Consider the following 15,078-nt stretch of genomic DNA (forward strand, 5'->3'; position numbering starts at 1 on the left):
GAATCCCAGTGGTAAGTGGTGTGGAATCATTGGGTTAGGGGTGAAAGGGTAAAAGATCGCAGGCTTCGCCAGCTCCTACAGGGCCCAGCGGGAGCAAGCTCCCTCGCCACGAAAAGCGATTCCTGCCATTGGGGAGTCAATCGAACACCGGCGGTCTCTGTTTGTTGAGGGTTGACCACCAGAACACCCAGCCGATCACGTGGATGTGTTGCTTGTCGATCTGTTCTGCGCTGAAGACTTCGTCGGGGTAGGCGGCGCTGTTGTGGCTACGCAGCCGCAGTCGGTTGCCGGGGATTCTGTGGAGGTATTTGATGCGGAGCATGCCGTCGTGTTCGAGGGCGTAGATTTGGCCGTCGACGATTTGGGTCAGGCCGCGGTCGATGGCGAGGGTGGAGCCGTCTTCGATGCGTTCGGCCATGCTGTCGCCGACCATGGTGGTGCAGATGGCGTCGCTGGGGTCGATTTCGAGGGATTCGAGGTGGCTGCGGGGCAGGCGGATGGATTGGTCGGGGATTTCGACGATGTGGGTTTTGGTTTCGCCGGGGACAATGGGAACTTCCTTGTAGAAGGGCAGTTCGATGTCGGTGGGTTCCGTTACGCTGTAGACGCCGTCGTTTTCGGCGGCTTCATAGGTGGTGCCGGGGCCGAGGCCCAGTGGGGTTTGTGGGCCTTCGCCGCGGGCGAGCCATTCCGGGCTGACGGTCAGCAGGCTGGCGATGGAGTGGATGCGCCCGGCTGGGATGCCACGGTTGAACCAGTTGTTCACGTGTTGGGATTTCACGCCGTACAACTTCGCGAAGTCGGCGGATCGGATGTTCGCTTCTCTGAGAAGGGCTCTGAAGCGGTCGCCACTGGAATGTATTTTCATAAACGGAAAGTTTAGAGAGGACGGGGTTTAGGGCAATAAACGTGTCGTGAGAATTTATAAGACGATCTTTCCGTTTGCGGGAATCGAAACGGGAAATGTAAACATGGGTAAACAATACTAATACGAAGTTGTATTAAGTAGGGTCCGGACATAAAAAACCCCGGTATTAGCCGGGGTTCTTTTTTAAGTTCAGTCTCAGCCTTTGTAGGCGGCAACCGACTTGGTGATCGCTTCGCGGGCGGCGTCTGCGCCGGCCCAGCCTTCGATCTTGACCCACTTGCCTTTTTCGAGATCTTTGTAGTTCGCGAAGAAGTGCTCGATCTGCTGGATCAGCAGCGGTGGCAGGTCGGTGTATTCCTTCACGTCGACGTACAGTTGCGACAGTTTGTCGTGCGGTACTGCGATGACTTTGGCATCGCCGCCGCCGTCGTCGGTCATGTTCAGGATGCCGACTGGACGGGCGCGGATGACCGAGCCTGGGGCCACTGGGTATGGGGTCACGACCAGCACGTCGAGGGGGTCGCCGTCGTCGGCCAGGGTGTTGGGGATGTAACCGTAGTTGGCCGGGTAGAACATCGGGGTGGCCATGAAACGGTCAACGAACAGGCAATCGCTGTCTTTGTCGATTTCGTATTTGATCGGGGCGTGGTTGGCCGGGATTTCGATCGCGACGTAGATGTCGTTCGGCAGGTCTTTGCCAGCCGGAATCTTGCTGTAGCTCATTGGGCGGTGCCCCCGTTAGTTGACCAAATGACTGGTCGGATTGACCAAAAAGTGGCGGCGATTATAGGCATATTCGTCCGCTGATGCCACGTTACCAGGGTCGTAGAGACCTTAGTATGACGCCTGATAGACCGGATCTTCGGCCTGAAGTTGCCGCAGGCGAGCCAAAGGATCCTGGCGGTAGAACGCCTTGAGCTGTTCGTACACCTTGGGATAGGCCTGGTGCAGCAGGTCTGGGGCGCTGAAGAAGTATTCGCTGGTGACGGCGAAGAACTCGGCCGGGTTTTCCGCGGCGTAGGGGTCGATGGCGGTTTGGGCGTCGGGGTTGTGGTCGAGCTGGCGGTCGAGGTCGTCGAAGGCCTGTTGCATGGCCTCGGCCCAGTCGCTGACGCGCATGTCGGCGTGCAGCGGTGGCAGGCCGTTGGCGTCGCCGTTGAGCATGTCGAGTTTGTGCGCCAGTTCGTGGATCACCAGGTTGTAGCCGTCCCAGCCGCCGCTGGCCATCACGCCGTCCCAGGCCAGGATGATCGGGCCTTGGGGCCAGGCTTCGCCGCTGTGCTCGCCGTCCCACTCGTGTTCGATGCCGCTGGCGTCGCGGTAGCGTTGGGGGCTGAGGAAGTCGTCGGGGTAGAGGACGATTTCGTGAAAGCCCTGGTACCAGTTCAGTTCGCCGAGGTGCATCAGTGGCAATTGGGCCTGGGCGGCGAGCAGCAGGCGTTGTTCCTGGTGCAGTTCGACGCCGGGCAGGGCGGTGAGGTGTTTATCGTGGAGGAACAGCACGCAGGCTTCCCGCAGCCATTGATCTTCTTCGGCGCTGATGCCGTCGAGGAAGCTCAATTGTTGGCGCACCCGTTGCCAGGTGTCCTCGGCGACGGGGTGTTTGGCGAGGGTGCGTCGGCGGCGCCAGTTGCTCAGGGACCACATGGGCGATCAGCGCGATTCGGCTTTCGAGGCGCGCTGGCTCATTTTGCTGCGCACCAGGCTGATGATCATCGGCAGCAGCGACAGCAGGATGATGCCGACCACCAGCAGCGACAGGTTCTGCTTGATGAAGGGTACGTTGCCGAAGAAGTAGCCGAGGGTCACCAGGCCGCCCACCCAGAGGACGGTGCCCAGGACGCTGAAGCCGAAAAAGCGCAGGTAGTTCATTTTGCCGACGCCGGCGACGAAGGGGGCGAAGGTGCGGATGATCGGCAGGAAGCGCGCCAGGGTCACGGTTTTGCCGCCGTGCTTGTCGTAGAAGTCGTGGGTTTGCTGCAGGTAGTCGCGGCGGAAGATTTTCGAGTTGGGGTTGCTGAAGAGTTTTTCGCCAGCGGTGCGGCCGATGAGGTAGTTGGTGCTGTCGCCGAGGATGGCTGCGAGCATCAGCAGGCCGCCCAGCAGCAGTGGGTCCATGGCGCCACCGGCGGCGACGGCGCCGGCGATGAACAGCAGGGAATCGCCGGGTAGGAAGGGCATGACCACCAGGCCGGTTTCACAGAAGATCACCAGGAACAGGATGGCGTAGACCCACGTGCCGTAGTTGGTCACCAGCATGTCGAGGTAGACGTCGAGATGCAGGATGAGGTCGAGGGGGTTGAAATCCATGTGTAGCACCTTGGTGGCGGCCCGGCTCGGCGGGGCTGGTGGGTCTGGCTTTTGAGTATGACTACAGGGTGTGTAGCTTTTTCTTACAAGCTGGGACGAGCGGCATTATACGGTGGCGCGGGGGGAGTGCGGGGGGAGTTTGTAGCTGGGGATTTCTGAGGGATTGCCTGGATGAGGTGTGGCCCGGACCGCTTCTGTGGCGAGGGAGCTTGCTCCCGCTGGACTCTGTAGGAGCTGGCGAAGGCTCGGGCCGCGTTCGGACGATCTTTTGATTTTGATCTTTTGCTCTCGACTCAATTGTCAGTGGAAAGATCGCAGCCTCGTTGCACTCGTCAGCTCCTACGGCGCAGCCCAGCGGGAGCAAGCTCCCTCGCCACGGGGGGCCGAGTAAGGCCAGGGCTGCTGCGGGCAGTCTATAAGGCTCAAAGCCCTTCGCTGATCGGCAACACGTAGTTCTTGAACTCGGTGTCTTCCTTGAAGCCAATCGACTCGTAGGTTTTCTGCGCGACTTCGTTGTTGCTGCTGGTGGAGACGCGCATGCGCACGGCGTTGGTTTCCTTGGCCATTTTTTTTGCGGTGCGGATCAGGTTGTCGGCCACCAGTTGGCGGCGGGCGTCTTCGGCGACGTAGATGTCGTTGAGGATCCACACGCGCTTGAGCGACAGCGACGAGAAGCTGGGGTAGAGCTGGCAGAAGCCGAGCAATTTGTTGTCGTCGTCATCGGGCAGGGCCAGGTAGATGACCGATTCCTTGCGGCGCAGGCGCTTTTCCAGGAAGGCCCGGGACGAGTCCGGGTAGGGCAGTGAGCCGTAGAATTCCCGGTATTTGACGAACAATGGGGTCAGCAGGTCCAGGTGTTCCAGCGTCGCTTGGATAATCCGCATGGTAAGTCTCGCTTGAAAAGGTCGACATAGAGTCTGACAACAGCGTCGGACTGCCGTGCCCAAATGCTGCCTCAAAGCGGATCAAAAGCGCAATTGCGATACAGGATCAGCTTGGGGGCGGCGCCAGTAGGAAATTACCTTTCATATCGGCACCGTTTTCCGCCTCTAGAGTATGAACCTGGGCTTCGTCCTTCAGATTGACCCCCGAAAGCTGCCGGCGACAGGCCTCGCGCATCAGGTAGATCAGGCGATGGGCCGCCATGCCGTAGCTCAGGCCTTCGAGGCGGACGTTGGAAATGCAGTTGCGATACGCATCGGTCAGGCCGACCTTGGGCGCGTAGGTGAAATACAGCCCCAGGCTGTCGGGGGAGCTGAGGCCGGGGCGTTCGCCGATCAGGATCACCGACATTTTCGCGCCAAGGCGCTCGGCCACTTCATCGGCCACGGCGACGCGGCCTTGCTCCACCAAAACGATGGGCGACACCGACCAGCCCTCGGCGGCGATTTGTTCTTCCAGCCGCGCGAGGAACGGCAAGGTATGGCGATGCACCGCCAGCGCCGACAGGCCGTCAGCGACGACGATGGCCAAATCCACGCCGCCGGGGTGGGCCGCCGCGTACTCGTCCAGGATTTGCGCGGAGGCGTCGTCGAGTCGACGGCCCAGGTCCGGGCGCTGTAGATAACTGTTGCGGTCGCTGGCCGCGCTATGGAGCAACAGGCTCTCACGGCCGCGTTCATCCAGTTGTGCGCGAATGCCCTGGTGATCGAACGCCAGGTGCACCGCGTCACGGGCCTGGGCGTGAGCGTATTGGAAATCCAGTTGCGCCGAGGTCGGCAGGCTGGTGCCGGTGCGGCCCAGGGCGATGCGCGCCGGGGTCAGGTTGCGCAGGTTCAGCCAGGGGTTTTGCGAATCGACAGGTTCTTTATCCATGGGCAACTCACTCATAAAAATGCGGCTTATCCCAAATGCGCGAGGGCCTGGCGAAACGCCGGTGGCAGGTTGTCGCCGAACCGCACCCGGCCATCGGCCTGGGTGAAGATGCCCATGTTCGCCAGCCAGGTTTCGAACTCCGGCGCCGGCTTCAGGCCCAGGGTCTGGCGGGCGTAGAGGGCGTCGTGGAACGAGGTGGTCTGGTAGTTGAGCATGATGTCGTCGGAGCCGGGGATGCCCATGATGAAGTTGATCCCGGCTACGCCCAGCAGGGTCAGCAGGGTGTCCATGTCGTCCTGGTCGGCTTCGGCGTGGTTGGTGTAGCAGATGTCGCAACCCATCGGCACGCCCAGCAACTTGCCGCAGAAGTGGTCTTCGAGGCCGGCGCGGATGATTTGTTTACCGTTGTAGAGGTATTCCGGGCCGATGAAGCCTACAACCGTGTTCACCAAAAACGGGTTGAAATGTCGCGCCACGGCGTAGGCCCGCGTCTCGCAGGTCTGTTGATCGACGCCGTGGTGGGCGTTGGCCGACAGCGCGCTGCCCTGGCCGGTTTCGAAATACATCAGGTTGTTGCCCAAGGTGCCGCGATTCAGGCTGAGGCCGGCGTCGTAGCCTTCCTTCAGGATGTTCAGGTTGATGCCGAAACTGGCGTTGGCCGCTTCGGTGCCGGCGATGGACTGGAACACCAGGTCCAGGGGCACGCCACGGTTCGCCGCTTCGATGGAGGTGGTGACGTGGGTCAGCACGCAGCCTTGGGTGGGGATGTCGTAGCGCTGGATGATGGCGTCGAGCATTTCCAGCATCGCGCAGATCGAGGCGGTGCTGTCGGTGGCCGGGTTGATGCCAATCATGGCGTCGCCGTTGCCGAAGAGCAGGCCGTCGAGGATGCTCGCAGCGATGCCGGCGGGTTCGTCGGTGGGGTGGTTGGGCTGCAGGCGGGTGGACAGTCGCCCGCGCAGGCCGAGGGTGCCGCGGAATTTGGTCACTACGCGGATTTTCTGCGCCACCAGCACCAAATCCTGCACGCGCATGATCTTCGACACGGCGGCGACCATTTCCGGCGTCAGGCCGGGGGCCAGTGCGCGCAGGCTCTGTTCATCGGCGGCGTCGCTGAGCAGCCAGTCGCGAAAACCGCCGACGGTGAGGTGGCTGACGGCGGCAAAGGCTTGTTTGTCATGGGTGTCGACGATCAATCGGGTGACTTCGTCGTCCTCGTAAGGAATCAGCATTTCTTGCAGGAAATGGCTGAGGGGCAAGTCAGCCAAGGCCATTTGCGCGGCCACGCGCTCGCCATCGTTGAGCGCGGCGACTTCGGCGAGGAAATCCCCGGAACGCGCCGGGCTGGCCTTGGCCATCAGGTCTTTGAGGCTGTCGAAGCGGTAGGTCTGGGCGCCGACGGAATGGGCGAATGCGGCCATGGGCGGTGTCCTCCTGGTTCTCTAAATACTCAAATACAACCCGTAACCCTGTGGGAGCGAGCTTGCTCGCGATAGCGGAGTGTCAGCAAAAATACTTGTCGACTGATACACAGCTATCGCGAGCAAGCTCGCTCCCACAGGGACGGTGTGCACTTTTAAATAGCAGGCACCGAGCCCTCGGCCCGGTGCCGGTGCAACGTTCAGATACCTGTGAGCATAGCGTCCGCCGGCGCATCGGAGCGTTGCTTGGCGGTGAGTTGGAAGTACAGGTAGCCGACAATCATGAAACCGAGGAACACCAGGCCGATGAGGGTGTTGAACCACGCCATCGCCACCAGGCACACCACCGCCAGGAACAGCGCGATGCCCGGCACGAGCGGGTAGCCCGGCGCGCGGAAGGTGCGTTCCAGGTTCGGCTCGGTCTTACGCAGCCTGAACAGGCTGAGCATGCTGATGATGTACATCACGATGGCGCCGAACACCGACATGGTGATCATCGCCGCCGTCAGGCTCATGCCCTGCAGGTTGACCAGGCCATCGCTGTAGATCGCCGCGATGCCGATGACGCCGCCGGCCAGGATCGCCCGGTGCGGGGTCTGGAAACGCGAGAGTTTTGCCAGGCCGCGAGGCAAATAGCCGGCCCGGGCCAGGGCGAAGAACTGCCGCGAGTAGCCGAGGATGATCCCGTGGAAACTCGCCACCAGGCCGAACAGTCCGATCCACACCAGCATGTGCATCCACGTCGAGTTGTTGCCGACCACGGCCTTCATGGCCTGGGGCAGCGGGTCGTTGATGTTCGACAGCTGGCGCCAGTCGCCGACGCCGCCGGCCATGATCATCACCCCGATGGCCAGGAACACCAGGGTCAGGATGCCGCTCACGTAGGCGCGGGGGATCGTGCGTTTCGGGTCCTTGGCTTCTTCGGCGGCCATGGCCGCGCCTTCGATGGCGAGGAAGAACCAGATCGCGAAGGGGATTGCCGCAAAGATGCCCGGGATCGAGGCGAGGGTGAACTCATTGGAGCCCGACCAGCCGTTGAGCACGAAGTTACTGAAGCTGAAGCCTGGCGCGACCACGCCCATGAACACCAGCAACTCGGCGACCGCCAGCACGGTGACCACCAGCTCGAACGCCGCGGCAATGCTGACGCCGAGGATATTGAGGGTCATGAACACGATGTACGCGCCGACCGCCGCGAGCTTCGGATCGAGCTCGGGAAATTGCACGTTGAGGTAGGCGCCGATGGCCATGGCGATGGCCGGGGGCGCAAAGACGAATTCGATCAGGGTGGCGATCCCGGCGATCAACCCGCCTTTCTCACCAAAGGCCCGTCGGCTGTAGGCAAAAGGCCCGCCGGCGTGGGGAATTGCGGTGGTCAGTTCGGTGAAACTGAAGATGAAGCAGGTGTACATCAACGCCACCATCAGGGCGGTGACGAGAAACCCCAGGGTCCCTGCGGTGCCCCAGCCGTAGCTCCAGCCGAAATACTCGCCGGAAATCACCAGGCCGACGGCGATGCCCCATAAATGCAGGGTGCCGAGTGTGGGTTTGAGTTGGGTGGTAGAAGTCATAAGTCCTCTCTGTCTTTTTTATTGTTTGATCTGTTGGACTTTCGGGATTGCTGTGGAGCGGGCACGCAAGGCTCATGCCAGAGCGGTGGGGCATTGATTCTGTGTGTCAGTGAGGGCGCCATCGTCGAATCGCCGCCCGGAGCAAGCTCGCTCCCACAGGGATTGCTTTCCAACTCGGTCCAGTGTGGGAGCGAGCTTGCTCGCGAAGGCGATCTAAAGGGCCAGGCAGAATGACCTGCCTGGCCCCAAGGGCTTAGAAGAACCCCAACGGATTGATGTCGTAGCTCACCAGCAAATTCTTGGTCTGCTGATAATGGTCGAGCATCATCTTGTGCGTCTCACGCCCGACGCCGGACTTCTTGTAGCCACCGAACGCGGCGTGCGCCGGGTAGAGGTGGTAGCAGTTGGTCCACACGCGACCGGCCTTGATCGCCCGGCCCATGCGGTAGGCGCGGTTGATGTCGCGGGTCCACAGGCCGGCGCCGAGGCCGAACTCGGTGTCGTTGGCGATCGCCAGGGCTTCGGCTTCGTCCTTGAAGGTGGTGATGCTCACCACTGGGCCGAAGATTTCTTCCTGGAACACGCGCATCTTGTTGGTGCCCTTGAGCAGGGTTGGCTGGATGTAATACCCAGTCGCCAGGTTGCCCTCGAGTTTTTCCACCTTGCCGCCGGTCAACAGCTCGGCGCCTTCGCCCTTGGCGATTTCCAGGTACGAAAGAATCTTGTCGAATTGCTGCTCGGAGGCCTGGGCGCCGACCATGGTGTCGGTGTCCAGCGGGTCGCCGCGTTTGATCTGCAGGACTTTCTTCATCACCACTTGCATGAATTCGTCGTAGATCGACTCCTGCACCAGGGCGCGGGATGGGCAGGTGCAGACTTCGCCCTGGTTGAAGAACGCCAGCACCAGGCCTTCGGCGGCTTTTTCGATGAAGCTTGGCTCGGCCTGCATGATGTCTTCGAAGAAGATGTTCGGCGATTTGCCGCCCAGTTCCACGGTGGACGGGATGATGTTCTCGGCGGCGCATTTCATGATGTGCGAGCCCACCGGAGTGGAACCGGTGAAGGCGATCTTGGCGATGCGCTTGCTGGTGGCGAGGGCTTCGCCGGCTTCTTTGCCGAAACCTTGCACCACGTTCAGCACGCCGGGTGGCAGCAGGTCGCCGATCAGCTCCATGAGCACGCAGATGCCCAGCGGGGTTTGCTCGGCAGGCTTGAGGACCACGCAGTTACCCGCAGCGAGGGCCGGGGCGAGTTTCCAGGCGGCCATCAGCAGCGGGAAGTTCCACGGGATGATCTGCCCGACCACGCCCAGCGGTTCATGGATGTGGTAGGCCACGGTGTTACCGTCGATCTCGGCGGCGCTGCCTTCCTGGGCCCGCAGGCAGCCGGCGAAGTAACGGAAGTGGTCGGCAGCGAGGGGGATGTCGGCGTTGAGGGTTTCGCGCACGGCCTTGCCGTTGTCCCAGGATTCGGTGATCGCCAGGGTTTCGAGGTTGGCTTCGATGCGGTCGGCGATTTTCAGCAGGATCAGCGAGCGGGCCTGGACCGAGGTAGCGCCCCAGGCATCGGCGGCAGCGTGGGCGGCGTCCAGGGCTTTGTCGATGTCTTCGGCCGTGGAGCGCGGGAATTCGGCAATGGGCTGGCCATTGACCGGGGATGTGTTGGTGAAGTACTGACCTTTGACCGGCGCGACGAACTCGCCGCCGATGTAGTTACCGTATTTAGCCTTGAACGAAACGATAGCGCCTTCAGTACCGGGGTGAGCGTAACGCATGATGAGTTCTCCTTGGCTTTTGTGCTTATTAGGGAGCCGCGCAAATTCGCGCTGGTACTTAAGCCTAGAGCAAAGGTTGGGCCACTGCCTTGCAGGGCCCGGAAATCAAGACTTTAGGATGAATTCGTCGGACAAACGGAGGGGCTGTGTCACGGTTGTGATACAGCGGGTGTGACAGTTTGTGCCAGATGCGAGACAGTCTGTGACCGGCAGGTCGCGCCAGCATTGCAAAGGCGGTTGGGCTGGAGGATGCTGGCTCCGACGGCGAGGCCATGGACGAACCGCTTTGCGTGGCGAGGGAGCTTGCTCCGCTGGACTCTGTAGGAGCTGGCGAAGCCTGCGATCTTTTGATTTTGATCTTTTGATTTTGATCTTTTGCTCTCGACTCAATTGTCAGTGGAAAGATCGCAGCCTCGTTGCACTCGTCAGCTCCTACGGCGCAGCCCAGCGGGAGCAAGCTCCCTCGCCACAAGGTTGGGTGTTCACAGTTGGATATTCACCAGTTGCTCCAGTGAGGCAGATCCTTCGGGGAGAATAATAAAAAAATGCACAGCAACCACTTGAGTCGCCATGCCCAGCAAGTCCTGACGGTCACCCAGGGCAAGGCCCATTTGCAGGGCCCTGGCAGCGATCCGTCGATTGCCCGTTCCTGGCTGCGCTGCCTCGAGGACTATCACCTCGACCCGGCCCAGAACCTGGCGCCGACGGTGCTCGAACATGGCCGTGTGCTGGAGAGCCGCGAGCGCCTGCAACAGGTGCTGCACATCGCCGGCACTGAAATGACCAGCCTGCACCAGCAACTGTCCGGCGCCGGCCATGCGGTGCTGCTGACCGACGCCCGAGGCGTGATCCTCAACTGCATCACCGCCCCCAGCGAACGGAAGATTTTCGAACGGGCCGGCCTCTGGCTCGGCGCCGACTGGAGCGAAGCCTGCGAAGGCACCAACGGCATCGGCACCTGCCTGGTGGAACGCCAGGCCCTGACCATTCACCAGGAAGAACACTTCCGCGGCCGCCACACCGGCCTGACTTGCTCGGCCAGCCCGGTGTTCGATCCCCAGGGCGAACTGCTGGCGGTGCTCGACGTGTCCTCGGCGCGGCCGGACGTGTCGCGCCAGAGCCAGTTCCACACCATGGCCCTGGTCAACCTCTCGGCGAAGATGATCGAGAGCTGTTATTTCCTCCGATGCTTCGACAACCAATGGCTGCTGCGCTTTCACTTGCAGGCCGAGTCCGTGGGGCTGTTCAGCGAAGGGCTGATGGCGTTCGACGGCGAAGGGCGGATCTGCGCGGTGAACCAGAGCGCGCTGAACCTGCTCGGGCATATTCGCGGTGGCTTGCTCGGCCAGCGGGTCGAGGACTTTTTCGATTGTTCGCTGGATGAATTGATGGGCCGGGCCAGTGCCCAGGCCAGCGCCAGTTGGCCGTTGCGCACCCGCGATGGCCGGCATTTGTTCGCCGTGTTGCGCGGGCAGCCGCGCAGTGTGCCGGTGCCGGTCGCGCCGGCCTTCAAGGTTATCGAGCCGGCACGTCTGCCGGGGATCTGCCTGGGGGATGCGGCGTTGCAGGAACATTTTCGCAAGGCGCTGCGGGTGTTCGAGCGTGATGTGCCGCTGCTGATCCACGGTGAAACCGGCTCCGGCAAGGAGGCGTTCGCCAAGGCCGTGCACCACGCCAGCCAGCGCGCCGGGAAAAATTTTGTCGCCCTCAACTGCGCGGCCATTCCGGAGAGCCTGATCGAGAGCGAGCTGTTCGGTTATCGCGGCGGCAGCTTCACCGGCGCGCGCAAGGAAGGTATGCGCGGCAAGCTGCAACAGGCCGACGGCGGCACGTTGTTCCTCGATGAAATCGGCGACATGCCCCTGGCCTTGCAGACTCGTTTGCTGCGGGTGCTGGAGGATCGCCAGGTGGTGCCCATCGGCGGCGAGCCCGAGGCGGTGAACGTGCGCATCATCAGCGCCACTCACCGACAGTTGCTCGATCGGGTGCGGGATGGCAGCTTCCGTGAGGATTTGTACTACCGCCTCAATGGCCTGGAAATCCCGCTGCCAGCGTTGCGCGAGCGCAGTGACAAGTCACAGTTGCTGGATTTCCTGATGGCTGAAGAGAGTGGGGGCGAGCCGGTGTTCATCGACGAACCGGCGCGCCAGGCGCTGCTGGGGTTCGACTGGCCGGGCAACGTGCGGCAACTGCGTAATGTGCTGCGCACCCTTGCCGCGCTGTGTGACGGCGGGCGGATTGGGCTGGAGGATTTGCCGGCGATGATCCGCCAGCGTCCGGTTGCGGTGGTCGAGGCGGTGGCGGAACGGCCACTGGAAGACGCCGAGCGCCTGGCATTGCTCGATGCCCTGGAGCGCCAGCGCTGGCACATGACCCACACGGCGGAACAATTGGGCATCAGCCGCAACACCCTTTACCGCAAGCTGCGCAAGCACGCGATTGCCCGCTGTGCCGCTGACAATTGAACGGCTGACTGCTGACTGCTGACTGCTGACTGCTGACTGCTGACTGTTTGGCAACTGTCTGCTTTTGTGGCGAGGGAGCTTGCTCCCGCTGGGTCGGTCCGACGCTTCGGGCGTAGCAGCCCCAAGCTTTCTTTCTACCCTGAAACCGAAGGCGACTGCTGCGCAGCCGAGCGGGAGCAAGCTCCCTCGCCACAACAGCAGCCAGTAGCAAGCCGGGGTTGCGCGGTCAACTGTGGGAGCGAGCTTGCTCGCGATGGCGTTGGCACATTCACCATTGATGCAAGTTGACCCACCGCTATCGTCGGATCGCCGCCCGGAGCAAGCTCGCTCCCACAGGGGATTTGCGGTGTCCAGGCGGTGTGAAGTCTAAACACAAGGTGCGATTTTCCCCTCCCTAGGCTAACCTGCGGCCATGTTTACGAGGTCGACTATGCACATCCATATTCTCGGTATTTGCGGCACTTTCATGGGTTCGATGGCGGTCCTGGCCAAGGAGCTGGGCCACCATGTAACCGGTTCCGACGCCAACGTCTACCCGCCGATGAGCACTCAGCTGGAGGCCCAGGGCATCGAGCTGACCCAAGGCTATGACCCGGCGCAACTGGACCCGGCGCCGGACCTGGTGGTCATCGGCAACGCCATGTCCCGTGGCAACCCGGCGGTGGAATACGTGCTCAACAAAGGCCTGCCGTACGTGTCCGGGCCGCAGTGGCTGGCCGATCACGTGTTGCAGGGCCGTTGGGTCCTGGCCGTGGCCGGCACCCATGGCAAGACGACCACCAGCAGCATGCTCGCCTGGGTCCTGGAGCACGCCGGCATGAGCCCGGGCTTCCTGATCGGTGGCGTGCCGCAGAATTTCTCGGTGTCGGCGCGCCTGGGCGGCACGCCGTTCTTCGTGATCGAAGCCGACGAATATGACAGCGCGTTTTTCGATAAACGCTCGAAGTTCGTCCACTACCGTCCACGCACGGCGATCCTCAACAACCTTGAGTTCGATCACGCCGACATTTTCCCCGATCTGCCAGCCATCGAGCGGCAATTCCATCATTTGGTGCGCACCATTCCCAGCGAAGGCCTGGTGATCCACCCGACCACCGAGCTGGCGTTGCAGCGTGTCATCGAGATGGGCTGCTGGACCCCGGTGCAAACCACCGGCGCGGGCGGGCAGTGGCAAGTGAAGTTGCTCAAGGATGACGGTTCTGAGTTCGAAGTGATGTTTGAAGGCCAGTCCCAAGGCATCGTCGAGTGGGACATGACCGGCCAGCACAACGTGGCCAACGCCCTGGCGACCCTGGCGGCGGCCCGGCATGTCGGCGTGGTGCCGTCCATGGGCATCGCCGCGTTGAGTGCGTTCAAAAGCGTGAAGCGGCGGATGGAGAAAGTCGCCGAAGTGCGCGGCATCACCATTTACGACGACTTCGCCCACCACCCGACCGCCATCGCCACCACCCTCGACGGCTTGCGCAAGCGCATCGGCGATGCGCCGCTGATCGCGATCATCGAGCCGCGCTCCAATTCCATGAAGCTCGGCGCCCACCGTGACGGCCTGCCGGAAAGCGTGGTCGATGCCGACCAGGTGATCTGGTACGCACCGGCCAACCTGGGCTGGGACCTGGCTGCCACCGCTGCACTGTGCACGGTGCCGTCGATTGTCAGCGACTCCCTGGAAGGCATCATCGAACGCGTGAAGAGCCAGGCCCAGCCTGGCACCCACGTGGTGATCATGAGCAACGGCGGCTTCGGCGGCCTGCACGGCAAACTGGCCGAGGCGCTGAAATGAGCAACGGCCCGGAACGCATCACGCTGGCGATGACCGGCGCGTCCGGCGCCCAGTATGGCTTGCGCCTGCTCGATTGCCTGGTGCGCGAGGACCGCGAGGTGCATTTCCTCATCTCCAAGGCCGCGCAACTGGTGATGGCCACCGAGACTGACGTGACCCTACCGGCCAAGACCCAGTTGATGCAGGCTTTTCTCACCGAATACACCGGTGCGGCGGCGGGGCAGATCCGTGTGTACGGCAAGGAAGACTGGATGTCGCCGGTGGCCTCGGGCTCTGGTGCGCCAGCGGCGATGGTGGTGGTGCCGTGTTCCACCGGGACGCTGTCGGCCATTGCCACCGGGGCCTGCAACAACCTGATCGAACGGGCGGCGGACGTCACGCTCAAGGAGCGCCGCCAGTTGATCCTGGTGCCGCGGGAAGCGCCGTATTCGAGCATTCACCTGGAGCACATGCTCAAGCTGTCGAACATGGGCGTGACCATCCTGCCGGCGTCGCCGGGTTTCTATCACCAGCCGCAGACCATCGATGACCTGATCGATTTCGTGGTCGCGCGGATTCTCAACCTGCTGAACATTCCCCAGGACATGTTGCCGCGTTGGGGCGAGCACCATTTGAGCAGCGATGAATAAGTTGCTGGTCGTGCTGTTGGCGCTGCAACTGACCGGCTGCGCCACCGCCCGCACCCTCGACGCCGCGAAGCCGGGGGCGCCGGTGGTGTATGCGGGGACGCGCCTTGATTTGTATGCACTGAACGGTGGCTGCTGCGCCAAGGACCGTTTTGGGGCCGAGGCGCCGAGCTATCCGGGGCTCGATCTGCCGGGGAGTGCGCTGCTGGATACCTTGTTGTTGCCGTTGTCGTTGTTCACGGCGATTGGTGTGGGGTTCCAGGCGACAGGCGGGTTGTAGCCGAGGGCTGGGTTGCCAGCAGGAGCCCTGCAGGAACTGTGTAGGAGCTCTGTAGGAGCTCTGTAGGAGCTGTGTAGGAGCTGTGTAGGAGCTGCCGAGTGCAACGAGGCTGCGATCTTTCCCCAGCCACTTGAGTCACCAGCGAAAGATCAAAAGATCAAAAGATCA

13 protein-coding genes are annotated in these 15,078 nt (G+C 62.2%); 4 read left to right on the plus strand and 9 right to left on the minus strand.

Annotated features, from left to right (window positions below):
* Nucleotides 1-136: 136 nt before the first annotated feature.
* From M8Q45_RS00555 to exaC, 9 genes are all read right to left on the minus strand, one after another.
* A complete protein-coding gene (locus M8Q45_RS00555) occupies nucleotides 137-868 on the minus strand; it encodes a LexA family transcriptional regulator (protein WP_249873200.1) in 732 nt (243 codons plus the stop codon).
* 195 nt (nucleotides 869-1,063) lie between these two features.
* The gene (ppa, locus tag M8Q45_RS00560) at nucleotides 1,064-1,591 is read right to left on the minus strand and encodes an inorganic diphosphatase (protein WP_003205933.1); all 528 of its coding nucleotides are present in this window, start codon (nucleotides 1,589-1,591) and stop codon (nucleotides 1,064-1,066) included.
* Between the two features lie 111 nt (nucleotides 1,592-1,702).
* Entirely contained in the window at nucleotides 1,703-2,515 is an 813-nt protein-coding gene (locus M8Q45_RS00565) for a M90 family metallopeptidase (RefSeq protein WP_249873201.1), read from the minus strand.
* 6 nt (nucleotides 2,516-2,521) lie between these two features.
* Entirely contained in the window at nucleotides 2,522-3,178 is a 657-nt protein-coding gene (locus M8Q45_RS00570) for a DedA family protein (RefSeq protein WP_249873202.1), read from the minus strand.
* Nucleotides 3,179-3,600: 422 nt separating this feature from the next.
* Nucleotides 3,601-4,062, minus strand: coding sequence for a GNAT family N-acetyltransferase (locus M8Q45_RS00575; protein ID WP_249873203.1), 462 nt, complete (start codon nucleotides 4,060-4,062; stop codon nucleotides 3,601-3,603).
* A 106-nt stretch (nucleotides 4,063-4,168) separates the two neighbouring features.
* Nucleotides 4,169-4,993 (minus strand): ethanolamine ammonia-lyase subunit EutC, encoded by an 825-nt coding sequence (gene eutC, locus M8Q45_RS00580; RefSeq protein ID WP_249873204.1) that lies wholly within the window; start codon nucleotides 4,991-4,993, stop codon nucleotides 4,169-4,171.
* Nucleotides 4,994-5,019: 26 nt separating this feature from the next.
* Nucleotides 5,020-6,414, minus strand: coding sequence for an ethanolamine ammonia-lyase subunit EutB (locus M8Q45_RS00585; RefSeq protein WP_249873205.1), 1,395 nt, complete (start codon nucleotides 6,412-6,414; stop codon nucleotides 5,020-5,022).
* A 200-nt stretch (nucleotides 6,415-6,614) separates the two neighbouring features.
* On the minus strand, nucleotides 6,615-7,985 hold the full coding sequence (gene eat, locus M8Q45_RS00590; RefSeq protein ID WP_249873206.1) for an ethanolamine permease: 1,371 nt from the start codon (nucleotides 7,983-7,985) through the stop codon (nucleotides 6,615-6,617).
* 253 nt (nucleotides 7,986-8,238) lie between these two features.
* Nucleotides 8,239-9,759: an acetaldehyde dehydrogenase ExaC gene (exaC, locus tag M8Q45_RS00595; protein WP_030140394.1), complete on the minus strand. Its 1,521-nt coding sequence runs from the start codon at nucleotides 9,757-9,759 to the stop codon at nucleotides 8,239-8,241.
* Between the two features lie 545 nt (nucleotides 9,760-10,304).
* On the opposite strand from exaC, the gene M8Q45_RS00600 reads away from it, so the two are divergent.
* The 4 genes from M8Q45_RS00600 to M8Q45_RS00615 all read left to right on the plus strand — a co-directional run bounded on the left by M8Q45_RS00600 (nucleotide 10,305) and on the right by M8Q45_RS00615 (nucleotide 14,910).
* Complete coding sequence (locus M8Q45_RS00600; protein ID WP_249873207.1) at nucleotides 10,305-12,224, plus strand: sigma-54-dependent Fis family transcriptional regulator; 1,920 nt, start codon at nucleotides 10,305-10,307, stop codon at nucleotides 12,222-12,224.
* Between the two features lie 430 nt (nucleotides 12,225-12,654).
* On the plus strand, nucleotides 12,655-14,004 hold the full coding sequence (gene mpl, locus M8Q45_RS00605) for a UDP-N-acetylmuramate:L-alanyl-gamma-D-glutamyl-meso-diaminopimelate ligase (RefSeq protein WP_249873208.1): 1,350 nt from the start codon (nucleotides 12,655-12,657) through the stop codon (nucleotides 14,002-14,004).
* A complete protein-coding gene (ubiX, locus tag M8Q45_RS00610) occupies nucleotides 14,001-14,633 on the plus strand; it encodes a flavin prenyltransferase UbiX (protein ID WP_249873209.1) in 633 nt (210 codons plus the stop codon). The genes mpl and ubiX overlap by 4 nt, the downstream gene beginning before the upstream one ends.
* Nucleotides 14,626-14,910 (plus strand): YceK/YidQ family lipoprotein, encoded by a 285-nt coding sequence (locus tag M8Q45_RS00615; protein WP_212801504.1) that lies wholly within the window; start codon nucleotides 14,626-14,628, stop codon nucleotides 14,908-14,910. The genes ubiX and M8Q45_RS00615 overlap by 8 nt, the downstream gene beginning before the upstream one ends.
* Nucleotides 14,911-15,078 lie beyond the last annotated feature (168 nt).

This window comes from Pseudomonas sp. T1.Ur (assembly GCF_023516725.1).
GTDB lineage: Bacteria > Pseudomonadota > Gammaproteobacteria > Pseudomonadales > Pseudomonadaceae > Aquipseudomonas > Aquipseudomonas alvandae.